Here is a 21596-nt window from a genome sequence, read left to right as displayed (position 1 = left end):
GCGCGAAAGCCGCGCAGGTGGTTCACTGCCTCCATCCAATCAGAAGGGATGGAGGATCACCATGCGCAGCTCAAGCTTCATCCCGTCCCGACGGTTCCGTTCCACGCATGCGATGCAGGCGTGGCTGCTTGCAATCCTCATCGCGGCAGCGCGCTGGATGGCCGAACGGCGCAATCGCAACGCCCTGCTCGAGCTTTCAGACGACCAGCTCAAGGATATCGGTCTTTCGCGCGGCCAGACCGAAAGCGACGTCCATGTCTATTCACGCTACTGAGGTGTGATACCGTGCAAACAGGCCGGCCCCGTATCGCCGCCTATCGGACCTGGAAGACTCGATGCCGCAGATATCAACCGCCCTGCTCTTGAAGACGAAGACCGTGACGATTCGTGACATCGTCTGCAGTGGGGAGTGCCGTCACAAGAGCGGCGAGGAATGCGCCCACAGGACAAGCCTCGTCTACCCCTATCGCGGCGTCTTCATGCGCCATGCCGGCCGCAACGATGCGGTGGCCGAAGCCAACCAGATGCTGTTCTTCAATGCCGGCCAGGGTTACCGGATCAGCCATCCGGTCGAAGGCGGCGATGCCTGCATCGATCTGGCGATCGACGAATCCGTCCTTGCAGAGCTTGCGCCGAAGGAGCAGGTGCAGGCAGGCGAACTCCTCTCCTTCCGCCGCCAGCGCCGCCGGATCGATCCGCGCGCTCAGGCGCTGGTTGCGCTGCTGCGCCATGGCCTACACCGGAAAGCAGCCGAGCCGCTTGAGGCCGAGACACTGGCGCTGACACTCGTGCGCCGCTCGCTCGGCGAGCGCACCTCGCATGCCGCAGGCGCCAGCGCCGGACGGCAGAAGCTGGTCGACCGGGCAAAGCTCGTGCTCTCTTCAGATCTCGCGCGCCGCTGGACCCTGGCCGAGATCGCCAAGGAAGTCGGCGTCTCGCCCGTCTATCTCACCCAGGTTTTCCAGCAGGTGGAAGCGACGCCGCTCTATCGCTATCAACTGCGGCTGCGCCTTGCCCGCGCCCTTGACCTTCTTGGAAAATACGAGGATCTCACCGCGCTCGGCCTCGATCTGGGCTTCTCGAGCCACAGCCACTTCAGTGCCTCCTTCAAGCAGGCCTTCGGCCAGACGCCCGCCGAATTTCAACGCTTGGCGCGACTGAGGTGAAGCGCAGGGCCGATCGCTAAAGATTTCGACAGCGCCGATGCCCCTCCTGATGATCTTATGATCCTGTCCCGGTTGCGGGACGATCAACCGGAGGATCATCCGATGAAGAAGACCACATGCGCTGCCTGCGACTGCGAACTCGGTCCCGAGGCGATCAGCGTCAAACTCGGCGGCAAGACTGTCGAGGTCTGCTGCGAAGAATGCGCCGCAGCGCTGAAGGAGGCCGACGCCGCTGCAACCGCAGCGACGACCGGCAAGAACTGAGGTCAGGACCTCTGCCGCGGCTAGATATCGAGTACCAGATGCGGCTGGCCGTTCGATGTCTTCCGCGGCGAGACGCCGTTCGTGTCAATCTGCGCGTTGATGCGCTGCCGGAACGCGGAGAAGCTCTCGAAGGTCACGACATCCACCGGTTCATCGAAATGGATGGTGATCTTGTGAAGCCCACCGCCGGTCTCTGCGAGTGCCAGAACCTTGCCGGTAAACGGCTGGTTCAGGTAGCGGCCGCGCACGTGCGAGCCGACGGAGAGCGCGGCGATGGGAACGGCGTTCGGCTTCGTTGCGAGAGCCGAAAGCGTATTCCAATCGCGCACGCCGTGTTGCTGGGCAACGAGTTCGAGCGCGGCACTGTGCGAAATCGCAGTACCGCGTGTTTCCATCGCCTGGCGAAGCCGCTTTGCCTGCGCCTTCAGTTCATCGCTGGTAAGATAGGTCGTCATGTGCTGAGCCTTTCGGAAGGCATGCCATTTTGACTGCAAAGGGGAGCTCGCATTGCCGTCGGTCAGCATGCACCAATTGGCTGCGACGTGAACTTCGAGGACTTCACCATGGACTTTCATCCGCGAGCGGCCGGCGCCTCGAACCGGCGCTTGATATGGGCGAAGCGGCCGGCTCTGTCAAGAATTGCCCCAGAATGACCGCGCGGCTCTTCCGCCATTGCCGAAATCAAGGGTTTTTTCGTCCAGCTACGCATAAGGCTCAAATTCTATTGATCCGGTTCAGTACCTGTCAGCATTCATGCGTTACCTTTCAATCGTACAACGAGCGGAGGCTGAAATGGCCTTTCAGACGCACCTCAACGACGACAGTAACGAGCGGGAGAAATCCTACCGGGATTTCTCGCTCGACCGGCCCGGCAAGATCATTTTCGTCGGCCATCACCTCAGCACCGGCACGCAGGTCCGCTGCCTAATCCGCACCATCAATCTCGCCGGCGCCGTCCTCGAAGTGAGCCCGACGCTCGAGGTTCCGAACCATTTCTTCCTGGAAATCCTCGGCATCCGAGACGAGATCGGTTCGACGGTCGTCAAACGCGAAGGCGAGCTTGTGACGATCAGCTTCAACATGCTGATCAATGCCGAATTCCTGCACCATGTGCTGCGCCTGAGCTTCGAAGCGGACGTCTGACGCGCCTTGCTGCCCGGTCGGGAGGGCGGGCACTGTCGCGCGCGGCAAACCACACGATCAACGGCAGGAGCCACCGCAGGCCGTCCCATTCTGGCCCGTCGAGCGGGTCTGCCAGGGGATCGCGGCGGCGGCTTCTGTTTCTTGTCTCCAGCTCGTTCCAGAGAACAGCCCAGTTGAGAAGCATTGTCAGGTTCTCCATCTATCTGTTGGAGCACTTGAACTAGGCCTTCGCCGCAGCCGAATGTAGAGCCTGCGGAAGAAAGGGGGTTTTCAAAAATGAAAGACGCGAACTGGGACGATCTTCAACTCTTCTTCCATGTTGCGACCGCCGGAGGACTGTCGGCGGCTGCGTCAAAGACCGGCCTCAGCGCGCCGACAATCGGCCGGCGCATGCTAGCGCTCGAGCGCGCTACGGGCCGCGCGCTCTTCACACGTGGGCCAACCGGCTATCTTCTGGCAAAGGACGGCACGGCGCTTCTGGAGCGCGTGCGCCTGATGCAGGAGGCCGCGCAGTCGATCTCCGACTGGCGCGGCGAAGTGCTGACCCTGCCGATCGTTTCGACGGCTGCCGACAGCTGGACGTCGCGTTTCATCGCCGACCACTTGGCAAGAATCTGGACGCCGAAAGACCGGTTCCGCATGTGCTACAAGACCTGCGACGCGGGCGTCGATTTCACCTATCGCGAAGCGCATATCGCCATCCGGCACAGCCGTCCGGAAAACGGCAATATCGCGATCCGGCGTTCGGTAACGGTAGCGCACGCCGCCTACCAGGCGGCAAGCTTCGACGATGACAACCGCAACTGGATTTCGCTGGGCACCGACATCGCGATCACACCGGCGGACAAATGGACCTTCGAGCAGCCGGACTATTGGATCACCGGCTGGACGAACACGCCACATATGCTCTTCCACCTGATCCGCGGCGGCGCCGGCCGCGGCGTGCTGCCATGCTTCATAGGCGATGCTGAGCCCGGCCTGACGCGCGCCGGACCGATCATCGAGCCGCTCACCTATGACATGTGGATCACGGCGCATGACGACGAGCGCCAGCGTCCGGAGGTGCGCACGGTCATCGACAGGCTTGCGGCGCTTTTCGGCGAGAGCGAGGATTTGTTTGCAGGGCGAAAGAGCGGTGGATGAAAAAAGCGCGAGCCTTTTGCCCGCGCTCTTCTTCCGGTGATACGATCAGGCAGCCAGGCGGCGCTCGATCTCATCGACCGGCATGTTGGTATAATCCTTGGGGACTTCCGCGGAGATGGCTGCCTGGGCTTCGGCGCTCAGGTTCGGTCTCAAAGTACCGAGCGCCTTGGGCGGCGCAACCAGGATGATGCGGCTACCGTTCCTTTCACGGACCAGCTTATCCAACTTCGCGGCGATCCGCCTCAAAAAATCGGCTTCCGCCTGCTCCTGCCAGTCTGTTTGCTCCATGGCGCTGCCGCTCGTGCCGTCAGGAGCATGGGCCCGTCCTGGCTTATCGGTGCCGAGTTCGCGGGTAGGCTCGCTTGGTTGGCTCAGCGTTTCATGCACCTGCAGGTTCATGAGAAGCGCATTGCCTGCATTGCGCATGATCAAAGCCTTCGCACCATCACAGACCACGACCCATGATTCCCACGGCACTTTGATGTCAGCCATTTTCGTTTCCTCTTAAATGATAATTCGAAGCGAAATGCTTCATCGACAGAGGCAAAACGTACAGTAATTGAAAGAGTTCGGAGGGTCCACGCATAAATCGATTCGGAGAGGTGATCCGATGCCTGAACGAACGAAATCAGGCCTGTGCACTTAAAACAAAATTAGCTTTCATTAAAATTATCTCGATCCGTTTGACGAATGCGAAAAACATTCATGTAACGCTATGCGACAACAGGGCCAGGATGAGCTTGGCCCAGGGAGAGCCGCGTCATGTCCATGCTCCGAGCAACCCACCTTGCTACGGTCAGATCGGAAGTTTACGACGTACGCTGGGAACAGTTCAACGTGCGGCGCCCGGCCCGCATCGTCGCCGTCCGCCCGTGCCTGACCGGCATCTCGCTTCGAAGCGCGGAGATCCTGGATATTTCCCGCGGCGGCGCCACCTTCGTCGTCTCGTCGGCGGCCGGGCTGCCGAAACACTACTATCTCAACATTCTCGGCCTTGCCTATCGCATCGGCTGCGCGGAGGTGCACCGCAACAACGAGCGCATCGGTGTCCGCTTCATCAACACGCTGGACCCCGAAGTGCTTCGGCGCGTCGTGCGCGCCGACTTCATGGCCGGCAATCTCGAAGCGATCGAAGCGTATCGCGCACCGCGTATCGAAAGCAGACCGTAAGCTACGCGCGCGATAGAATAATCTTCCTTGCCATGAGGATGGCAGCGCCTATTGTTGGCGCGATTTTATCATCCCTGGAACCTGCATTTCGATGTCCGCCTTCTCGCGCTTCACGCCGCTGGTCAGCGTCCTTCCTTCCACCGTTCCCTTTGTCGGCCCCGAGGCCATCGAGCGCCAGCGCGGCCTCAAGGTCGAGGCCCGCATCGGCGCCAACGAAAACGGCTTCGGCCCCGCGCCCTCCGTGCTTGCCGCGATGCGCGAGCAGGCCGGCGATATCTGGAAATACAACGATCCGGAGAACTTCGATCTCCGCGAGGCGCTGGCTGCTCATCTCGGCGTGACGGCTGCCAATATCGCGATCGGCGGCGGCATCGACGAACTCCTCGGCCAGATCGTCCGCATGGTGATCGAACCGGGAATGCCGGTCGTCACGTCGCTCGGTGGCTATCCGACCTTCAATTTCCACGTCGCAGGCTTCGGCGGACGGCTGGTGACAGTGCCCTACGTCAACGACCGCGAGGATCTCTCCGGCCTGCTCGATGCGGTGAAGCGCGAAAGCGCCCCGCTCGTTTACTTCGCCAATCCGGACAATCCGATGGGAAGCTGGTGGGATGCCGACAGGATCGTCGCCTTCGCCCGCGCCCTTCCGGAAACCTGCCTGCTGGTGCTCGACGAGGCCTATAGCGAAACCGGCCCTGCCGGCTCACTTCCCTCGATCGAGGCGCTGATCGGCCTGCCGAACGTCGTGCGCACCCGTACCTTCTCGAAGGCCTATGGTCTCGCCGGGGCACGCGTCGGCTATGCCATCTCGACGCCCGGCACGGCGCTGGCCTTCGACAAGATCAGGAACCATTTCGGCATGAACCGGCTGGCGACGGCGGCTGCACTTGCCGCGCTCAAGGATCAGGCCTATCTCGCCGAGGTCGTCGGCAATATCCATGCCGCGCGCGAACGCATCGCCTCGATCGCCCGCGCCAACCAGCTTTCGCCGCTGCCGTCGGCCACGAACTTCGTCGCAATCGACGCCGGACGCGACGGTACCTATGCCCGCTCAATCGTCGACGGGCTGATGCAGCACGGCGTCTTCATCCGCATGCCGGGTGTCGCGCCGCTCAACCGCTGCGTCCGCGTCAGCGTCGGGCCGGAGCGGGATATGGCCCGCTTCGAGGAAGCGCTGCCCAAGGTTCTCCGCTTGCTGGACTAAATGGAAAGACCGCGCCGGCCTTGTTACCTGCCGGTCGCGGTTTCCGTTCTCCCGGCCCCGGCCCCGTCCAAGGCGCCCCGCCAGTCCCCTCTTTTGAGGTTGTTATTTCTCTCAATTGTTCCTTCGCGCCGGAGACGGTCTCAGTGGACCGTCATCCACTCACGGGCGGCGCGGAGTGCCGCGGCGAGCTGCATCTTGTCCATCGTGGCGGCGACATCGGCGCGAAGTTCGGCAGCACGGTCGTTGCCCTTGATCGCGGCGATGTTCAACCACTTGTGCGCGGCGACGAGATCAACGTCGCAGCCGCGGCCCGTTGCATACATCAGGCCCATTTCGCAGAAGATATCGGCGTTGTTGTCGCCACCCATGGTGGCCATTTCAGCATTGTGCATTTCAAAGCGTGCCATCGGTTTAATCCCTGTTTAGTCTGTTATCGACTTGCCCTGTTTTACCTTCCAGGCCCTGCCGTCTATCGCAGCTTTCGGTCCCTTCGGTCCGGCGGGTTTGCCCCGCTCGTTTGATAGCTCCACTATGCCGGGACGCTTTCAAAAAACGCCTAAAATGCATGATTAATTTGAGACAAACAAAGTGCAAACGCTTGGTAAAATTGGGTTTTCGTTAAACATCGGAGTCCCTGCGCATTAAGGACTTTCCGGACAATTTTACGAAAGATTCACGTTTGAAAATCAACCTTTCGTTCACCACGAAATCAGTCCGCAAAAAGCTGGCTGGAAACAATTTTGCGAAAAAGCACCTTGGAAATCAGCGAAATTTCACGATTGTCGCCTGTTTACCTTTACGTTCGCGTCAGTTAATTTCGCCGCGCTCAGGACATCAGGGAGGAAAGGATGATCCGTACACTTATTCTCGCCGGCGCCATGGCGCTTTCAGCCAGCCTTGCTTGCGCGGAGGAGCCGATCGTCGGCAACTGGAAGACGGCCTCGGGCGAAACCGCCCAAATCGCTTCTTGCGGCGGCAGCTACTGCGTGACGCTGAAAACCGGCAAATTCGCGGGCAAGAAGATCGGGACACTTGCCGGCACCGGCGGCACCTATAACGGCGAGATCACCGACCCTAAAAACGACAAGACCTACAGCGGCTCGGGAAGCCTCTCCGGCAATTCGTTAAAGATGAAGGGCTGCGTGCTTAAGGTACTCTGCAAGTCGCAGACCTGGACGCGGCTTTAGAATCAAAAGCGGCCGCAAAAACTGCACGGGATCGGCTTCCAAGGAGGTGCTATTGGGCCAACGCTCGTGAAGTCTCGCGAGCCTGGTCGTCAGGGCCGAAGAAATGCCGGGCCAACGCCAGCGTGCCCGCATGCAAAAATCGATGACTCAAGATGCCAGAGGATGCGGCTGCGGGGTGTTGCGACACCGTCAAAGCGTTGTCCAGTAACCAAGGCAGACTGAACAACGCGCGCAACATGGATGAACGCCGTCTCCCTGAAAAACAACCGATCATCGGCAATTTCGGGAAGAGCGATTTTTAACTTCGTGTCGATAGCCGGCATCATTTCGCTTCACAAGTTGAGGAACTGTTGCAGCCTTTGACTTTTGCAACATTGCCAAGCGACCTTCTGCAACAATCGAAATCCGCGAACTCACGGCTGAATTATCTTGAACAAGGAAGGCCGCCCTAACAACGTGGTTTAAGCGACCTCGCCTTTAATTCGACATTCAAGCCATACCCTTGGGTGCCGCCTTCAGCGGGCGCGCTGGCCAAAGAGAATTTTCTGCGCTTCCTTGTCCTCGGCGAGATTCGCCTGGCGTTCGCGCTCTTCCTTGCCGACTTCGATACCCCTCAAGACCGCCGGGCGCTGATGCATGCGCTCGAACCAGGCCTTGAGGTTCGGGAAATCATTGAGGTTCTGTCCCTGTCGCTCGTAGGGGATCACCCAGCCGATGCAGGCCATGTCGGCGATCGAATAGTCGCCGGCGAAGTAGCCGCGGCCTTCCAGCCGCCTGTTCATCACGCCGTAGAGGCGGTTCACTTCGTTCGTGTAGCGGTTGATGCCGTATTCGATCTTTTCCGGCGCATAGCTGCGGAAGTGGTGCGCCTGGCCGGCCATCGGGCCGAGGCCGCCGACCTGCCAGAAGAGCCATTCTTCCACCTGCACGCGCGTGCGCTCGTCCTGTGGATAGAACTTGCCGTATTTGCGGCCGAGATATTGGAGAATGGCGCCGGATTCGAAGACGGAGATCGGCGCCCCGCCGGGACCGTCCGGATCGATGATCGCCGGCATGCGGTTGTTCGGCGCGATTTTCAGGAAGTCGGGCGCGAACTGCTCGCCCTTGCCGATGTTGATGTACTTCACCTCGTAGGGAACGCCGAGTTCCTCGAGCATGATGCTGATCTTAAAGCCGTTCGGGGTCGGCCAGTAGTAAAGTTCGATCGGTGCGGTCATGAAATCTCCTTTGCGGGACTAGACACATAAGTTGCCAAGCGCCGCCTTCAAGCCGTCGACCATTGTGAACGCCAAATGAACCGGAACCTCAGCACCCGTTCAGCTGGCGTGTGGCAAGAGTTATCTCAACGATAAGACGCATATCGGCCCGAGGAACATGGACGTGCTTATTCTCGCAAGACGCTTCACCGTCATCACGCTGTTCGCGGCGGTTTTCGCGATTACATTTTCGGCAGCGGTCGTGCGCGGCGGCGGGGGCGGAGCACAATCGCATTTCGGTGCGAACTACACCTGCCTCAACGTGACCAGCCCCTTCTGCACCGGCGTCCGCTGAATAATTCTCCCGCCGGCCGAAGGCGCGTCGCTTGCTTGTTAAAAAGGGCAACCTATAATGCGCCATGAGCAAACGAATCTCTCCATTACCTCTTGATATTTCCTCGCCACCTGCCTTTGAACCGCAAAGCTTCGACGATCCAGCGCAGGCCGTCGATGCGCTGACTGCGCTCTACGAACGCAATACCACCTTCCTGATCGACAGTTTTTCGGAGCTTGCCAAGGGCGCGCCGATTACCTCGCGCTACCGCGCCTTCTACCCTCAGGTCAGCATCGAGACGACCAGCTTCGGCCATGTCGACTCCCGCCTCTCCTACGGGCATGTGACGGCGCCGGGCGTCTATACGACGACCGTCACCCGGCCGAAGCTTTTCCGTCACTACCTGAAGGAACAGCTGGCGCTCTTGATGAGGAGCCATAACGTTCCAATCGTCGTGTCCGAGTCCTCGACGCCGATCCCGCTGCATTTCGCCTTCGGCGAGGGCGCGCACGTCGAAGCGTCCGCCTCGACCTTCATCGACATTCCGATGCGCGACCTCTTCGACACGCCAGACCTCAATACGACCGACGACGAGATCGCCAACGGCGAATATATCCCACCGCCGGGCGAGCCCTCGCCGCTTGCCGCTTTCACGGCGCAGCGCACCGATTATTCGCTCGCCCGCCTTGCCCACTACACAGCAACGAGCGCGCAGCACTTCCAGAACTTCGTGCTTTTCACGAATTACCAGTTCTATATGGACGAGTTCTGCGCCTGGGCGCGCGGGACGATAGCCAAGGGCGGCGGCGAGGACGGCTATACGGCCTTCGTCGAGCCGGGCAACATCATCACCCACGCCGGATCGTGCCAGCCGGAAACCGATGCCACGGCCCCGCGCTTGCCGCAGATGCCTGCTTATCACCTGAAGAAAAAGGGCCATGCCGGGATCACCATGATCAATATCGGCGTCGGTCCCTCCAACGCCAAGACGATCACCGACCACGTGGCCGTTCTGCGCCCACATGCCTGGCTGATGCTTGGCCACTGCGCCGGGTTGCGCAACAGCCAGCGGCTCGGCGACTATGTCCTGGCGCACGCCTATATGCGCGAGGATCATGTTCTCGACGACGACCTGCCGGTCTGGGTGCCGATCCCCGCGCTTGCCGAAGTGCAGGTGGCGCTGGAAGCAGCCGTCGCCGAAATCACCGGCTACGAAGGCTTCGAGCTGAAGCGCATCATGCGCACCGGCACCGTCGGCACGATCGACAACCGCAACTGGGAACTACGCGACCAGCGCGGCCCTGTGAAGCGGCTCTCCCAGGCGCGTGCCATCGCGCTCGACATGGAATCGGCAACGATCGCGGCCAACGGCTTCCGCTTCCGTGTGCCCTACGGCACGCTTCTTTGCGTTTCCGACAAGCCGCTGCATGGCGAGCTGAAACTGCCGGGCATGGCGACCGCCTTCTATCGAACACAGGTCAACCAGCACCTGCAGATCGGCATCCGCGCCATCCAGAAGCTTGCGGCAATGCCGCCGGAGGCACTGCATTCCCGCAAGCTTCGCAGCTTCTTCGAGACGGCGTTCCAGTAGGCCATTTCAATTCGCTTCTGCCATCGTGTGATCCGCAACCGTTTGCGGGTCGTCATGGCGTGCGGCCGCAATCTGCAGTCCTGTGATGACCGTTGCAAACACCGCAAAGGCAACCACCATCCGCCCAAGAAACTGGCCAATATCTGTCCCGTAAAGCTCATCGCGAGGCTGCTCCGTGCGGCGCGCCCAGATGAGACTTGCAATGGCGACTTCCAGAACTCCCATGTCCTTCACTCCTTCAATGTTATCGATGGAGCTTTGTCGAATGCGCGCCGCTGATTTCGACAGTCCGGGCGAACAAAGATTTTTTTCTTTGCTGTCGAATTCAGCCTAGTCTCTTCGTCAACATGCTGTGAGAGGCAGGCCGGAGGAGACAGGCGATGAAATATCTGTGTCAGGTGTGGTTCGAGCCATCCGTGCTCGAGCGCATGAGGAACGGGGAGAAGAAGAAGCTCGACAGGGATTCGCTTGGTTATGATGAGGACCTCGTCGCAAGCGGCCACATGATCCACGCCGAGGCTCTACAATCGCCGAAGAGTGCAGTAACCATCCGTGTCCGCAATGGCGAGGTGTCGGTGACAGATGGCCCCTATGCCGAGACGAAGGAACAACTCGGCGGCTTCATCCTGATCGAGGCCAACGATCTGAATGATGCGATCCGTGTCGCAGCCGGTATCCCACTGGCAAAGCTCGGCAGCATTGAAGTTCGTCCTGTCTACACGTTCGGCTGAGGAAGCACGCCATGAAGTTTCTTTGCCAGGTCTGGTTCGATACCGAAAAAAGCAAGCTGGTCCCGCAGGAAGAATGGGAGGCACTGACGCAGGAATGCATCGTCAGTGACGATCTCTGGCGCGAGCGCGGTTTCCTTCAGGTTGCGCTTGCGCTGCGCGAGCCCGCGTCAGCCGTCACTCTGCGCATCCGCAAGGGCACGACGGTTGCCACGGATGGTCCCTTCGCAGAAATCAAGGAGCACCTCGGCGGCTTCGTATTGCTCGAAGCCAGGGACATGGAAGAAGCGAAATCGATCGTTTCGAGCTTCCCGATCCTGAAATACGCCTCTGTCGAGATCCGCCCTGCCTATTCCATCAAAGACGGAGAGTAGTCGATGCGTTATGTTTGCCTGATCTACAATTCCGCAGACGTTGACGGCACGCTGACGCCGAAGGAGACTGGCGAACTCGTCAGAGCGCATTTCAGCTTCGACGAAGGGCTGCGCCGCAACGGCATCATGCTCCACTCCGATGCGCTGGAAATGCCGGAGAAAGCAACCGTGCTGCGGGTCCGCAACAACGCACTGCAGGCGACCGATGGCCCTTATGTCGAAACCAAGGAGCATCTTGCGGGTTTCTACGTGATCCAAGCACCGGACGATGCAGCGGCGAAGGAGATTGCCGCACGCATCCCCTCCGCACGCGTCGGCGCCGTGGAACTGCGGCCGGTGCGGATACTCACTTTACCGGAGTAGCATTTGGAGAAACTGATCGAGGACATCTACCGGTCGCAATCGAGACGGGTGCTGGCAACTCTCATCCGCCTGCTCGGCGATTTCGACCGGGCGGAGGAGGCCCTGCACGACGCTTTTGCGGCGGCCGCGCGCGCATGGCCGCGCGACGGCGTTCCCGGCAATCCTTTTTCATGGCTGGTTTCCACCGGACGCCACAAGGCAATCGACCATATCCGGCGGCGCTCGCGCTTCGATGCGTCGCTGAAGGACATCGAAGACAGCCTATACGGCGAGGCCGACGCGACCGAGATCGGCGACATGGAGCTTATCGGCGACGACATGCTGCGGCTGATCTTCACCTGCTGCCATCCGGCCATTCCATCCGACGCGCAGATGGCAATGGCGCTGCGCGAAGTCTGCGGCCTGACGACCGAGGAAATCGCCCATGCATTCCTCGTTCCGGCCCCGACCGTCGCACAGCGGATCGTGCGGGCAAAGATCAAGATACGTTCCGACCGCATCCCTTACGAAGTTCCGGACCTCGACGAACTGCCGGAGCGCCTCGACCGCGTGCTACACGTCATCTACCTCGTCTTCAACGAGGGGTATTCGGCTTCTTGGGGCACAGAAGTGGTACGGGCGGACCTGACGGCCGAGGCGATCCGGCTGGCGCGGCTGGTCGCGGACTTGCTGCCGCACCCCGATGTCGAGGGCCTGCTGGCGCTGATGCTGCTGCAGGACTCCCGCAGGCTGGCGCGGTGCGCTGAGGACCGCAGCCTGATCCTGCTTGCAGAGCAGGATCGATCGACCTGGGATCGCAGGAAGATAGAAGAAGGTCTGGACCTGCTGCGGCGGGCGATGGAACCTAGCGAGGTCGGCCTCTACACTGTCCAGGCCGCCATCGCCGCCGAACATGCCAAGGCCGGAACGCCGGAGGCAACGGATTGGCCGCGCATCGCTGCCTATTACGACCTGCTGATTACGGCGCAGCCCTCGCCGATCGTCGAACTCAACCGCGCAGTGGCGATCGCAATGTCGGAAGGACCGCAGAGAGGGCTTGAGATCATCGACGGCATCCTGGCATCCGGAAAGCTCGGCACCTATCACCTTGCCCATGCCGCACGCGCCGATTTCCTGCGCCAGCTCGGCCGACCGGCGGAGGCGATCACCGCCTATGAACGCGCGCTGTCCCTTTGCCAGCAAGGGCCTGAGCTGGCTTTCCTGCGCAAGAGGATATCAGAGCTGACGGCGGCGCCCGAGGGGCAGTGAGATTGCCGTTCCCGTCAAGGCGGAGACGATGATCAACAGATGTGCGTTGATGCTTGCCTGCGCCAGGGCTGCAAGCTCCGCCTTTCCGCCCGGTGCACCCAAGGCAACGGCGCCTGCGGCAATGCCCGCGGGATAGGTGCCAACGCCGCCCGGCGCATGGACCGGCAGAACCGACGAAAGCTCGCCACCGAGCGCGCCGCCGAAGCTCGCCGTGAGCGGCGAAACGCCCATGAGGCTAAGCGCCCAGGCGAGCACGACGACCTTCACCAGCCAGTTCACCGCCGTCATGGCCCAGGCCCGCGCGAAGGCTGAGGCATTTGCGGGCAGGCCGTTTTCGATCTCCGACAGGAAGCCTTGCGCCTTGGTGGGAAAGAGCCGGAATCCGAAGCGAAGGAATGGCTTGCGGATCAGGAAAGCGGTGATCGGCAAGAACAGGAATGCGGCCCACAAAAGCCAGGCCAGAACGGCACTCGGGGCGGCTGCCGCAAATCCGATGCCGGCTGCGGCAAGCAGCGCGTGCAGATCGAGGAGACGCATGACAAGCAGGGCAGAGGTTGCCCGCGTCAGCGGAATGCCGAATTCCGCGCGCATGAGAACCGGAAAGCTCGTCTCCCCGGTGCGAAACGGCATCATGATATTGAGCAGGTTATGAACCTGCGTCACCCGGAAAAGCGTGCGGAAACTGCCCGCCGTCTCCCGCGGGAAGTAATCGAGAATGCGCCATGTCCGCAGGAAATAGGTACTGGTCAATAATGCAAGAGCCACAAGGATCGGCATCACGCCGACGGCGGCCCATTGGGCGATGATGGCCGACCATCCCCAGAACCACTCGATGAAGGATGCATAGGCTGCGACGATTACGACCGTCAGCAGTGTCATGCGATTGCGCCCGAACCAGGATTGTCGGCTGGCGCCAACCGGAGAGTTCATGTACTAGGCTTCCTGACTTCAGCGGCCAAAACGCCGCTCGACTGGCCGTCACGGCCTTTTAGGAGCAATAACAGTTGCAGACAACGTCAGAGTCGCTGCAAAGCGCAAATGATCTAACGCAGTCGCTCGAACTTTCGCTTGTGGTGCCGGTCTTCAACGAGCAAGAAAGCGTCGGCCCGCTTGTCGAACGCATCTGCGATGCGATGGTCGCCTATCCTTACCGGTGGGAGCTTATCCTGATCGATGACGGCAGCACGGATGCCACGCTCGTCAATGCCCGCAAATATCTAGGGCGTGAAGGGCTGGCGCTCAGGATCGTGGAGTTGCAGCGCAACTTCGGCCAGACCGCTGCGATGCAGGCCGGCATCGACACGGCGCAAGGCCGGCTGATTGCAACGATGGACGGCGACCTGCAGAATGATCCGAAAGACATTCCTTCGATGATTTCCGAACTCGAGCGCCGTGAACTCGATCTCCTGGTCGGCTGGCGCAAGAACCGCAAGGACGGCCTGCTGCTGCGCAAGATTCCCTCATGGTGCGCCAACTATCTGATCGGCCGCATCACCGGCGTGAAGCTGCACGACTATGGCTGCAGCCTGAAGATCTACCGCGCCTCCATCATCAAGCAGGTGAAGCTGATGGGCGAAATGCACCGCTTCATCCCCGCCTGGGTCGCCGGCGTCGTCCCGAGCTCGCGCATCGGCGAAATGGCCGTCACGCACCATGCTCGCCAGCACGGCCAGTCGAAATACGGCATCTCGCGAACCTTCCGCGTTATCCTCGACCTGCTGTCGGTGATGTTCTTCATGCGCTACAAGGCGCGGCCCGGCCATTTCTTCGGCTCGCTCGGCCTTGGCCTCGGAGCACTCGCAACGCTGATCCTGCTTTACCTGTTCTTCGACAAGTTCGTTCTGGGCAACGATATCGGTACCCGCCCGATGCTCATGGTCGGCGTCGTACTGCTGCTCTCGTCCGTGCAGTTGATCACGACTGGCATTCTGGCCGAGATGATTGCCCGCACCTACTATCGCGACGACGCTTCGCCTAATTACATCGTGCGGCAGGTTTTCGATGGAAGCGACGTTTGAGAGGCGGCGGGGCAGCTCGCTGCGGCATCGAACCGCACGCGATCGGCTCGCTGGCGCTCCCGTACCACTTCGGCAAGAGCGGCAACATCTTTGCGCTCGGCTATGTCTGGCTTGAACGGAAATGAAATGAACGAGGACGTGGACAAGGCCCGCAACGTCGACTTGCGGTGGTTTTTCGCTGTGCTTGCCGCATATTTTCTCATACAGATCGCCGTTCGCGTGGCGATGCCGCCGACACTCGGGCTCGACGAAGCCGAGCAGGCCTTCCGCTCACAATGGCTTGCCGCCGGTTATGGCCCGCAGCCGCCTTTCTATAACTGGCTGCAATATGCCGCCTTTTCGATCAGCGGTGTCTCGCTGCTTTCGCTTGCCGTCGTCAAGAATGCGCTGCTCTTCACATCCTACGTGATTTACGGCCTGACGGCACGGATGATCCTGAAGAACAGCGTGCTTGTGGTGGTCGCAACGCTCGGGCTCCTGACGCTTCCGCAAGTCGCATTCGAAATGCAGCGCGACCTGACGCATACGGTCGCGGTGTTCTTCTCCGGCTGCGTCTTCCTCTACGGATTTATCCGATCGCTCAAGAAGCCGGATGTGCTCTCATATCTCGTGACCGGCATCGGCATCGGCATCGGCCTGCTGTCCAAATATAATTTCGCCCTTCTGCCCGCTTCGGCGCTCTTGGCGGCACTGCTCGATCCGCAGATGCGCAAGCGCGTCTTCGACTGGCGCATGGCCCTGACCACAATCACCGCTCTCGTCATCGCACTGCCGCATCTCTTCTGGCTGAAGGACAATCTCGGTTTCGCAACGGCCCGGACACTGAAAAAGCTGACCGACGGCGGCAATGCGAGCTATGTCGTGCAGGTCGCCATGGGTTCAGGGTTGCTCGTTCTGGCAGTGATTGGCTTTTGCGCGGTCACGTTGCTTGTCTTCGCGATCGCGTTCGGCAAGCCGTTTCTCTCGGCCTTCTCCGGCAGGTCGCAGTGGACGCAGCTCCTTGAGCGCATTATGCTTTTTTCCATCCTTGGCATCCTGCTTCTCGTCATTTTCGGCGGAGCGGCCCATATCAAGGATCGCTGGCTGGTGCCGCTCTTCTTCATCTTCCCGCTTTATCTTTGCCTGAAGATCGAGGCATCGAATGTTGCGGTTCTAAATCCCTTGCGCCGCCTCGTACCGGTCGTCGCGATAATCATGATCGCCGTTCCAAGTATTCTCTTCGGACGCATTGCAGCTGCCACTTTGAACGGCGATTACGAGCGTTTGAACGTTCCCTACGCGCAGCTCGCCGCAGCGCTCCGGCAACAGGGCGAGCCTGCCGCTATTCTCGCGGAAGGCAGCCTGCTTGCGGGGAATTTGCGGAAGGACCTTCTTCCGGCGACCGTGATTTCAACGGACTATCCAGGGTTCAAGCCTACGGTCTCGATCTCGAAGGAGCGCCCGCTGCTCGTTGTCTGGCCGCTAAGCACTGCACAAGGCAATGCCCTGCCCGCCAAAGCCGCCGAGTGGCTAAAATCGGTGCCGGAGCTCGGCAGCATCGCGCCCGAGGTTTCGACGATCGAGGTTCCGTATTACTACGCCCGCAACGGCGATTCCTATCGTTTCGGCTACGCGTGGGTCGCGCCCGCGGATTAGATTTTCAGTTCCTTCCACGCCGCATCCAGCGCGATCCTTGCGATCCGTGCCATTTCGTCCACCTCATCATGAGTGATGACAAGTGGCGGGGATGCCAGCATGCGGTCGCCGGTGGCCCGCAGCACGAGGCCGTTCGCGAGTGCATGGTTGCGGACGAGCGCTCCGACCGCGTCGGGCTTTTCGAATCGGGTGCGCGTCTTCTTATCGGCAGTAAGCTGCAGGCCGCCCATCAGGCCGATGCTCACCGCTTCGCCAACGAGGTCATGGTCGCCGAGAGCGCCCCAGGCTTTGGCAAAGTAAGGACCGATGTCGCCGCGGACGCGCTCGACCAGCTTTTCGTCCTCGATGATGCGCAAGTTCTCCAGCGCCGCGGCAGCGCAGACCGGATGGCCGGAATAGGTGAAGCCGTGGTTGAAGTCGCCGACCTCGTTGATCAGCACATCGGCGATGCGACCGCTGACCAACACGCCGCCGATCGGCAGGTAGCCCGATGAGAGACCCTTGGCGATCGGCGCCAGATCTGGCTCGACGCCGAAATGCTGATGGCCGAACCATTCGCCGAGACGGCCGAAGCCGCAGATGACTTCGTCGGCAACGAGCAGGATGTTGCGCGCCTTGCAGATGCGGTCGATCTCCGGCCAATAGGTCTCAGGCGGGATGATGACGCCCGCCGCACCCTGCACCGGCTCTGCGACGAAAGCTCCGACATTCTCCTCGCCGAGCTCATCGATCTTCGCCTCCAGTTCGCGGGCCACCTTAAGGCCGAATTCGGCGAGCGAGAGGTCGCCGCCCTCGCCGTACCAATAAGGCTGGCCGATATGGACGATGCCGGGAATCGGCAGGTCGCCCTGCTCATGCATATATTTCATGCCGCCGAGGCTGGCACCGGCAACCGTCGAGCCGTGGTAGCCGTTCTTGCGGGCGATCACGATCCTCTTCGAAGGCTTGCCGACCGCACTCCAATAGACGCGCGCCATGCGGAACCAGGTATCGTTGGCCTCTGAGCCGGAGCCGGTGAAGAAGACATGGTTGAAGCGCCGGCCGGCATGCGCGGTTACCTTTTCCGCAAGCAGCGTCGTCGGCGTGCTCGTGGTGCCGAAGAAGGTGTTGTAGTAAGGCAGCTCGTTCATCTGCCGCGCGACGGCATCGGTGATTTCCTTGCGGGCGTAGCCGACATTGACGCACCAGAGCCCGGCAAAACCATCCAGATACTTCTTGCCGTGGTTATCCCAGATGTAGACGCCCTCGCCGCGCTGGATGATGCGCGTGCCGTCGGCATTCAGCTTCTTCATGTCGGAAAAGGGATGCAGATGGTGGGCGGCATCGATGGCGGCGAGATTTGAGCGCTGGTAAGTATCGGACATGATTTGCAAAACACCTGCGGAGATTGAACGGGCCGTCTCAATGAGCTACGACCTTGGCCTTGTCCGAGGGGATTTTCAAGATCATGACGGCCGACATCATGCATGGCAATGCTGCGACAGGCGAACCGAGGATCGAAATCCTGCTGGTCGGCATGAACGGGGATTTGCGCGGCAAGCAGATCCCGCTGGATGCCCAGAAGAAAATCTGGGAAGGCGCGGTGCGTCTCCCCTCCTCGACGCAGTCGCTCGATATCTGGGGCGACGATAATGACGACATCACCGGCCTGTCGCTGACGATCGGCGATCCGGACGGCAATTGCATCGCCGATGAGCGCAGCCTTGCGCCGATGCCCTGGGCGACGCCGGAAGGCTCCATGCAGGTGCTGGCAACCATGCACGAATTCGACGGCAGCCCGAGCTTCATGGATCCGCGAGCGATCCTGGCAGCGGTGCTGAAGCGCTACGAAGAGCGCGGCCTCACGCCGGTCGTCGCGACGGAACTCGAATTCTATGTAATGGAACAGGACTGGCGCGATACCGGCCGTCCCTCGCCGCCGAAAAGCCTGACCTATCGCGGCGAGCCGAACGGTTTCCAGCTCTACGACATGAGCGCCGTCGATGCGCTCGACGATTACCTGCAAACGGTGCGCGCCTATGCCAAGGCGCAGAACCTGCCTGCGGAGGCGACGACGGCCGACTTCGGGCCCGGGCAATTCGAAATCAACCTGCTGCACCGGCCGGATGCCTTGGCCGCCGCCGACGACTGCATTTACCTGAAGCGCATCGCCGAACAGGCCGCCCGCAAGCACGGCCTCAAATCGACTTGCATGGCCAAGCCCTATTCCGAACATGCCGGCTCCGGCCTGCATGTGCATGCGAGCGTCATCGACAGGGAAGGCCGCAATATCCTCGATGCAAAGGGCGGTGAGCCGAAGCGGCTGAAATCCGCCTGCGCCGGAATGCTGAACACGATGCGCGAGGCGCAGCTGATCTTTGCGCCTTTCGCCAATTCCTACCGCCGCTTCCAGCCGGGCTCCTTTGCGCCCATCGACCTCACTTGGGGCACCGGCCATCGCGACACGGCGATCCGCATCCCGGATACGTACGGGCCGGCAGCGCGCATCGAGCATCGCGTCGCCGGCGCAGATGCCAATCCTTACCTGCTGCTTTCCGCCATCCTCGGCGGCATGCTGCTTGGCCTCGACGACGATCTCGACCCCGGCGAGGAGACGACGCCGTCGCATGTGCCGGAAAACACGGCTCGGCTGACGCATGATTTCCTGACGGCGGTGGAAGCCTTTCGCGCATCGCCCTTCATCGCCGACATCTTCGGCGAGCGCTATCAGAAACTCTACGGCGACACCAAATACAAGGAAGCCATCACCTATCTGCGCACGGTCTCGGACTTCGACTACCGGACCTATCTGCCGCGCGTCTAAGGCTTGCCGGCAGCCATCTCAAAGGTGGACCGGGCGGTGTCCAAGTCGTAGAATGAAACGTTCTATAAGCGGAGGTTTCCGAAAGGAGCGCGCAATGGCTATCTTCATGGACCGGCATGAACTCACGGGAACCACAGCCGCCGACGTTGCCGAGGCCCATCGCAGGGATCTCGAGATTCAGGACCGGTATGGCGTTAAGTTCCTCACCTACTGGTTCGGCCAGCGGCGCGGGACCGCATTTTGCCTCGTGGACGCGCCCGACGCGGAAACCGCTCAATGCGTGCACCGTGAAGCGCATGGCTTCGTCGCCGGCGAGGTTGTCGAGGTCGCGTTGTCGGCGGTCGAGGCGTTTCTTGGCCGAATTCACGACCCCGAGCCGGCGCCTGGACAAGCCTCAGGTGAGATGGATTCCGGCCACCGCGCCATCCTGTTCACCGACATCGTCGGCTCGACCGCGATGACATCGCGCCTTGGCGACCGCATGGCGACCGAACTGGTCAGGGCGCATGACTCGATCGTGCACAGATGCCTCAGCCGCTCTTCAGGCCGCGAGGTGAAGCACACCGGTGACGGCATCATGGCGACATTCGCCTCGACAGCCGCAGCCGTCGATTGCGCCAGGACGATCCAGCAGGAATTCAAACGTTACAACCGCGGAAACCCCGAGCCGATTCATGTTCGCATCGGACTGGATTGCGGCGAGCCCGTCGAGGACAGCAACGACCTGTTCGGCTCCACTGTGCAACTTGCAGCACGCTTGTGCGCGGCCGCCTCCGGCGACCATATCCTCGTGTCGGAGAATATTTTTCGGGAGTACGGCACCGCTGATCTTTTCACGCATGCGACGCGGCGGCGTTTGAAAGGATTTTCGAAGCCCGTGCTGGCATTCCAATGCGACTGGGCCGATGCTGGCGTGAAGAGGCAAACTAAGCCGCAGGCTCCCGCCGCTCAGCCTCATTGACCTGCGCGGCAAGGCCCTGCTTGACCAGCACCTTCAACTCTTCGGGATGCAGCTTGATGGAAATGTCGCGTTCGAGCGGCAAAAGCTCGCCGTCCATGACGCAATTGGCCTTTGCCCTCAGCTTCGGGAAATGCAGATGTACTTCGGCCGGATGCATGACCATCACATCGGCATTTTCGCGCACCTTGCCCCGCAGCATATCGACGGCAAGACGGGCGACGCCGATCGGCTTCAGCGGTTTTGCGGTGTAGAAGCCAAGCTCGCCGCTGCGCAGGTTATCGGCGTAAAGAAGCGCGTTCTCGCCGAAGGGATTGTTGGAGACCGAAACGGCCGATACGCGGCGCGTCTCGCGCACGCCGAGCGCCTGGAATTCGACTTCGAATTCCGGCGGGTTGAGCACTACGCCGAAGGCTGCGCGGACGCTGGCGCGCATCTTGCCGAAACGGGAGCGATAGGTGAAGGAGTTGCGGTATCGCACCATGCGCGCATGAAGCCCTGCCGAGAACTGATGGATAAAGGGCCGGCCGTTGGCGCTTGCTATGTCGACATGATCGACCTCGCCGGTGGCCAACACATCCAGCGCCTGCCAGATATCGAGCGGCACTTTCAGCGAGCGGGCGAAGAGGTTCATGGTTCCGGCCGGTACGACACCGAGGGCGACGCCGTTCTTCCAGGCAATCGAGGCGGCTGCCGAAATCGTGCCGTCACCACCGCCCGCGACGATGCCGTCGATATCGTCGCGCCGGGCGGCCCGCTCCATCGCGGGAACGATCTCCTTGCCGGAAAAGACGATGGCCTCGAAGTCATGTCCCGCTTCCCGGAAGGTCGCCTCTGCCCGCTTTTCGTAGGCCTCCATATCGGTGGTGCGGAAGGTACCACCGTCTCTATTGAAAAAACCTACAAGCTTCATCAGGCGTGCCGTTCCTCGCGTCGTGGCGTCTCATCAGTGCCTCTTAAGATGGTTGGACCCTCTTCGTTTTCAAGCGCGGCATGGCTGTGACCGACGTATCTGCGAGGCGTCCAAGCGCAAATATTGCAATGCACGTATGCACATAGCAGGACGCTGCA

28 protein-coding genes are annotated in these 21596 nt (G+C 60.9%); 19 read left to right on the top strand and 9 right to left on the bottom strand.

The window, feature by feature from the left end:
• The first annotated feature begins 61 nt into the window (after window positions 1-61).
• The 3 genes from ISN39_RS04440 (at window position 62) to ISN39_RS04430 (ending at window position 1430) form a co-directional block, all read left to right on the top strand.
• Window positions 62-274, top strand: coding sequence for a DUF1127 domain-containing protein (locus ISN39_RS04440; RefSeq protein ID WP_194729308.1), 213 nt, complete (start codon window positions 62-64; stop codon window positions 272-274).
• Between the two features lie 61 nt (window positions 275-335).
• Window positions 336-1166, top strand: a complete 831-nt coding sequence (locus tag ISN39_RS04435) for a helix-turn-helix domain-containing protein (protein ID WP_194729307.1) — start codon at window positions 336-338, stop codon at window positions 1164-1166.
• A gap of 102 nt (window positions 1167-1268) precedes the next feature.
• On the top strand, window positions 1269-1430 hold the full coding sequence (locus ISN39_RS04430) for a hypothetical protein (protein ID WP_194729306.1): 162 nt from the start codon (window positions 1269-1271) through the stop codon (window positions 1428-1430).
• Between the two features lie 20 nt (window positions 1431-1450).
• On the opposite strand, the gene ISN39_RS04425 is transcribed toward ISN39_RS04430, so the two are convergent.
• Window positions 1451-1885, bottom strand: coding sequence for a glyoxalase superfamily protein (locus tag ISN39_RS04425; protein WP_194729305.1), 435 nt, complete (start codon window positions 1883-1885; stop codon window positions 1451-1453).
• A gap of 337 nt (window positions 1886-2222) precedes the next feature.
• Between ISN39_RS04425 and ISN39_RS04420 the strand changes: the two genes are divergently transcribed.
• Complete coding sequence (locus ISN39_RS04420) at window positions 2223-2573, top strand: hypothetical protein (protein WP_074067133.1); 351 nt, start codon at window positions 2223-2225, stop codon at window positions 2571-2573.
• Between the two features lie 276 nt (window positions 2574-2849).
• Window positions 2850-3716 (top strand): LysR family transcriptional regulator, encoded by an 867-nt coding sequence (locus tag ISN39_RS04415; RefSeq protein ID WP_074067131.1) that lies wholly within the window; start codon window positions 2850-2852, stop codon window positions 3714-3716.
• A gap of 45 nt (window positions 3717-3761) precedes the next feature.
• Here the strand turns inward: ISN39_RS04415 and ISN39_RS04410 are convergent, their stop codons facing one another.
• Window positions 3762-4208, bottom strand: a complete 447-nt coding sequence (locus ISN39_RS04410; protein WP_022714615.1) for a host attachment family protein — start codon at window positions 4206-4208, stop codon at window positions 3762-3764.
• 270 nt (window positions 4209-4478) lie between these two features.
• Between ISN39_RS04410 and ISN39_RS04405 the strand changes: the two genes are divergently transcribed.
• Window positions 4479-4886 carry a pilus protein PilZ gene (locus tag ISN39_RS04405; RefSeq protein WP_022714614.1) on the top strand — a complete coding sequence of 136 codons (408 nt, stop codon included), beginning with the start codon at window positions 4479-4481 and terminating at the stop codon, window positions 4884-4886.
• A 91-nt stretch (window positions 4887-4977) separates the two neighbouring features.
• Window positions 4978-6090: a pyridoxal phosphate-dependent aminotransferase gene (locus ISN39_RS04400; protein ID WP_194729304.1), complete on the top strand. Its 1113-nt coding sequence runs from the start codon at window positions 4978-4980 to the stop codon at window positions 6088-6090.
• A 140-nt stretch (window positions 6091-6230) separates the two neighbouring features.
• On the opposite strand, the gene ISN39_RS04395 is transcribed toward ISN39_RS04400, so the two are convergent.
• A complete protein-coding gene (locus tag ISN39_RS04395; RefSeq protein ID WP_022714612.1) occupies window positions 6231-6497 on the bottom strand; it encodes a sel1 repeat family protein in 267 nt (88 codons plus the stop codon).
• 441 nt (window positions 6498-6938) lie between these two features.
• Between ISN39_RS04395 and ISN39_RS04390 the strand changes: the two genes are divergently transcribed.
• Complete coding sequence (locus ISN39_RS04390; RefSeq protein WP_194729303.1) at window positions 6939-7277, top strand: DUF2147 domain-containing protein; 339 nt, start codon at window positions 6939-6941, stop codon at window positions 7275-7277.
• A gap of 89 nt (window positions 7278-7366) precedes the next feature.
• Here ISN39_RS04390 and ISN39_RS04385 read toward each other — a convergent pair whose 3' ends face one another.
• Both ISN39_RS04385 and ISN39_RS04380 read right to left on the bottom strand, forming a co-directional pair.
• Window positions 7367-7603, bottom strand: a complete 237-nt coding sequence (locus ISN39_RS04385) for a hypothetical protein (protein ID WP_194729302.1) — start codon at window positions 7601-7603, stop codon at window positions 7367-7369.
• Window positions 7604-7792: 189 nt separating this feature from the next.
• Window positions 7793-8494 (bottom strand): glutathione S-transferase N-terminal domain-containing protein, encoded by a 702-nt coding sequence (locus ISN39_RS04380; RefSeq protein WP_022714610.1) that lies wholly within the window; start codon window positions 8492-8494, stop codon window positions 7793-7795.
• Window positions 8495-8657: 163 nt separating this feature from the next.
• Between ISN39_RS04380 and ISN39_RS04375 the strand changes: the two genes are divergently transcribed.
• A complete protein-coding gene (locus ISN39_RS04375) occupies window positions 8658-8828 on the top strand; it encodes a hypothetical protein (RefSeq protein ID WP_167363805.1) in 171 nt (56 codons plus the stop codon).
• A 64-nt stretch (window positions 8829-8892) separates the two neighbouring features.
• Window positions 8893-10398, top strand: coding sequence for an AMP nucleosidase (locus ISN39_RS04370; RefSeq protein WP_074067129.1), 1506 nt, complete (start codon window positions 8893-8895; stop codon window positions 10396-10398).
• A 6-nt stretch (window positions 10399-10404) separates the two neighbouring features.
• Here the strand turns inward: ISN39_RS04370 and ISN39_RS04365 are convergent, their stop codons facing one another.
• Complete coding sequence (locus ISN39_RS04365; RefSeq protein ID WP_194729301.1) at window positions 10405-10623, bottom strand: hypothetical protein; 219 nt, start codon at window positions 10621-10623, stop codon at window positions 10405-10407.
• 155 nt (window positions 10624-10778) lie between these two features.
• Between ISN39_RS04365 and ISN39_RS04360 the strand changes: the two genes are divergently transcribed.
• Genes ISN39_RS04360 through ISN39_RS04345 form a run of 4 tightly spaced genes read left to right on the top strand, consistent with a single transcriptional unit; the run spans window position 10779 to window position 13111 of the window.
• On the top strand, window positions 10779-11129 hold the full coding sequence (locus ISN39_RS04360) for a YciI family protein (protein WP_194729300.1): 351 nt from the start codon (window positions 10779-10781) through the stop codon (window positions 11127-11129).
• 11 nt (window positions 11130-11140) lie between these two features.
• Window positions 11141-11500: a YciI family protein gene (locus tag ISN39_RS04355; protein WP_194729299.1), complete on the top strand. Its 360-nt coding sequence runs from the start codon at window positions 11141-11143 to the stop codon at window positions 11498-11500.
• 3 nt (window positions 11501-11503) lie between these two features.
• The gene (locus ISN39_RS04350) at window positions 11504-11863 is read left to right on the top strand and encodes a YciI family protein (protein WP_074067126.1); all 360 of its coding nucleotides are present in this window, start codon (window positions 11504-11506) and stop codon (window positions 11861-11863) included.
• 3 nt (window positions 11864-11866) lie between these two features.
• On the top strand, window positions 11867-13111 hold the full coding sequence (locus tag ISN39_RS04345) for an RNA polymerase sigma factor (RefSeq protein WP_194729298.1): 1245 nt from the start codon (window positions 11867-11869) through the stop codon (window positions 13109-13111).
• Here ISN39_RS04345 and ISN39_RS04340 read toward each other — a convergent pair.
• Window positions 13079-14041 (bottom strand): lysylphosphatidylglycerol synthase domain-containing protein, encoded by a 963-nt coding sequence (locus ISN39_RS04340; RefSeq protein WP_194729297.1) that lies wholly within the window; start codon window positions 14039-14041, stop codon window positions 13079-13081. The genes ISN39_RS04345 and ISN39_RS04340 overlap by 33 nt on opposite strands.
• Window positions 14042-14115: 74 nt before the next feature.
• Between ISN39_RS04340 and ISN39_RS04335 the strand changes: the two genes are divergently transcribed.
• From ISN39_RS04335 to ISN39_RS04330, 3 genes are read left to right on the top strand one after another with little or no spacing between them, the layout of a single operon-like run.
• A complete protein-coding gene (locus ISN39_RS04335; protein WP_194729296.1) occupies window positions 14116-15129 on the top strand; it encodes a glycosyltransferase family 2 protein in 1014 nt (337 codons plus the stop codon).
• The gene (locus tag ISN39_RS37585) at window positions 15126-15254 is read left to right on the top strand and encodes a hypothetical protein (RefSeq protein ID WP_281438305.1); all 129 of its coding nucleotides are present in this window, start codon (window positions 15126-15128) and stop codon (window positions 15252-15254) included. The genes ISN39_RS04335 and ISN39_RS37585 overlap by 4 nt, the downstream gene beginning before the upstream one ends.
• Before the next feature lies 1 nt (window position 15255).
• Complete coding sequence (locus tag ISN39_RS04330; RefSeq protein ID WP_194729295.1) at window positions 15256-16764, top strand: glycosyltransferase family 39 protein; 1509 nt, start codon at window positions 15256-15258, stop codon at window positions 16762-16764.
• On the opposite strand, the gene ISN39_RS04325 is transcribed toward ISN39_RS04330, so the two are convergent.
• Window positions 16761-18128, bottom strand: a complete 1368-nt coding sequence (locus tag ISN39_RS04325; protein WP_074067121.1) for an aspartate aminotransferase family protein — start codon at window positions 18126-18128, stop codon at window positions 16761-16763. The genes ISN39_RS04330 and ISN39_RS04325 overlap by 4 nt on opposite strands.
• Window positions 18129-18211: 83 nt before the next feature.
• Here ISN39_RS04325 and ISN39_RS04320 point away from each other — a divergent pair, with 83 nt between their 5' ends.
• Together ISN39_RS04320 and ISN39_RS04315 are read left to right on the top strand one after the other, a co-directional pair.
• Complete coding sequence (locus ISN39_RS04320) at window positions 18212-19567, top strand: glutamine synthetase family protein (protein WP_194729294.1); 1356 nt, start codon at window positions 18212-18214, stop codon at window positions 19565-19567.
• Window positions 19568-19661: 94 nt separating this feature from the next.
• Entirely contained in the window at window positions 19662-20528 is an 867-nt protein-coding gene (locus ISN39_RS04315; RefSeq protein ID WP_194729293.1) for a nickel-binding protein, read from the top strand.
• Here ISN39_RS04315 and ISN39_RS04310 read toward each other — a convergent pair.
• Entirely contained in the window at window positions 20494-21438 is a 945-nt protein-coding gene (locus ISN39_RS04310) for a diacylglycerol kinase family protein (protein ID WP_194729292.1), read from the bottom strand. The two genes, ISN39_RS04315 and ISN39_RS04310, sit on opposite strands and share 35 nt — an antisense overlap.
• Window positions 21439-21596 lie beyond the last annotated feature (158 nt).

Source organism: Rhizobium sp. 007 (assembly GCF_015353075.1).
In the GTDB taxonomy this organism is placed as follows: domain Bacteria; phylum Pseudomonadota; class Alphaproteobacteria; order Rhizobiales; family Rhizobiaceae; genus Rhizobium.
The sequence above is the reverse complement of the archived record's forward strand: the minus strand, read 5'-3'. Positions and strand labels throughout refer to the sequence as shown.

What these genes read in the sequence shown, in the direction of transcription:
- ISN39_RS04440 (WP_194729308.1), top strand. Translation starts at nt 62, where the DNA reads ATGCGCAGCTCAAGCTTCATCCCGTCCCGACGGTTCCGTTCCACGCAT.
- ISN39_RS04435 (WP_194729307.1), top strand. Translation starts at nt 336, where the DNA reads ATGCCGCAGATATCAACCGCCCTGCTCTTGAAGACGAAGACCGTGACG.
- ISN39_RS04430 (WP_194729306.1), top strand. Translation starts at nt 1,269, where the DNA reads ATGAAGAAGACCACATGCGCTGCCTGCGACTGCGAACTCGGTCCCGAG.
- ISN39_RS04425 (WP_194729305.1), bottom strand. Translation starts at nt 1,885, where the DNA reads ATGACGACCTATCTTACCAGCGATGAACTGAAGGCGCAGGCAAAGCGG.
- ISN39_RS04420 (WP_074067133.1), top strand. Translation starts at nt 2,223, where the DNA reads ATGGCCTTTCAGACGCACCTCAACGACGACAGTAACGAGCGGGAGAAA.
- ISN39_RS04415 (WP_074067131.1), top strand. Translation starts at nt 2,850, where the DNA reads ATGAAAGACGCGAACTGGGACGATCTTCAACTCTTCTTCCATGTTGCG.
- ISN39_RS04410 (WP_022714615.1), bottom strand. Translation starts at nt 4,208, where the DNA reads ATGGCTGACATCAAAGTGCCGTGGGAATCATGGGTCGTGGTCTGTGAT.
- ISN39_RS04405 (WP_022714614.1), top strand. Translation starts at nt 4,479, where the DNA reads ATGTCCATGCTCCGAGCAACCCACCTTGCTACGGTCAGATCGGAAGTT.
- ISN39_RS04400 (WP_194729304.1), top strand. Translation starts at nt 4,978, where the DNA reads ATGTCCGCCTTCTCGCGCTTCACGCCGCTGGTCAGCGTCCTTCCTTCC.
- ISN39_RS04395 (WP_022714612.1), bottom strand. Translation starts at nt 6,497, where the DNA reads ATGGCACGCTTTGAAATGCACAATGCTGAAATGGCCACCATGGGTGGC.
- ISN39_RS04390 (WP_194729303.1), top strand. Translation starts at nt 6,939, where the DNA reads ATGATCCGTACACTTATTCTCGCCGGCGCCATGGCGCTTTCAGCCAGC.
- ISN39_RS04385 (WP_194729302.1), bottom strand. Translation starts at nt 7,603, where the DNA reads ATGATGCCGGCTATCGACACGAAGTTAAAAATCGCTCTTCCCGAAATT.
- ISN39_RS04380 (WP_022714610.1), bottom strand. Translation starts at nt 8,494, where the DNA reads ATGACCGCACCGATCGAACTTTACTACTGGCCGACCCCGAACGGCTTT.
- ISN39_RS04370 (WP_074067129.1), top strand. Translation starts at nt 8,893, where the DNA reads ATGAGCAAACGAATCTCTCCATTACCTCTTGATATTTCCTCGCCACCT.
- ISN39_RS04365 (WP_194729301.1), bottom strand. Translation starts at nt 10,623, where the DNA reads ATGGGAGTTCTGGAAGTCGCCATTGCAAGTCTCATCTGGGCGCGCCGC.
- ISN39_RS04360 (WP_194729300.1), top strand. Translation starts at nt 10,779, where the DNA reads ATGAAATATCTGTGTCAGGTGTGGTTCGAGCCATCCGTGCTCGAGCGC.
- ISN39_RS04355 (WP_194729299.1), top strand. Translation starts at nt 11,141, where the DNA reads ATGAAGTTTCTTTGCCAGGTCTGGTTCGATACCGAAAAAAGCAAGCTG.
- ISN39_RS04350 (WP_074067126.1), top strand. Translation starts at nt 11,504, where the DNA reads ATGCGTTATGTTTGCCTGATCTACAATTCCGCAGACGTTGACGGCACG.
- ISN39_RS04340 (WP_194729297.1), bottom strand. Translation starts at nt 14,041, where the DNA reads ATGAACTCTCCGGTTGGCGCCAGCCGACAATCCTGGTTCGGGCGCAAT.
- ISN39_RS04330 (WP_194729295.1), top strand. Translation starts at nt 15,256, where the DNA reads ATGAACGAGGACGTGGACAAGGCCCGCAACGTCGACTTGCGGTGGTTT.
- ISN39_RS04325 (WP_074067121.1), bottom strand. Translation starts at nt 18,128, where the DNA reads ATGTCCGATACTTACCAGCGCTCAAATCTCGCCGCCATCGATGCCGCC.
- ISN39_RS04320 (WP_194729294.1), top strand. Translation starts at nt 18,212, where the DNA reads ATGACGGCCGACATCATGCATGGCAATGCTGCGACAGGCGAACCGAGG.
- ISN39_RS04315 (WP_194729293.1), top strand. Translation starts at nt 19,662, where the DNA reads ATGGCTATCTTCATGGACCGGCATGAACTCACGGGAACCACAGCCGCC.
- ISN39_RS04310 (WP_194729292.1), bottom strand. Translation starts at nt 21,438, where the DNA reads ATGAAGCTTGTAGGTTTTTTCAATAGAGACGGTGGTACCTTCCGCACC.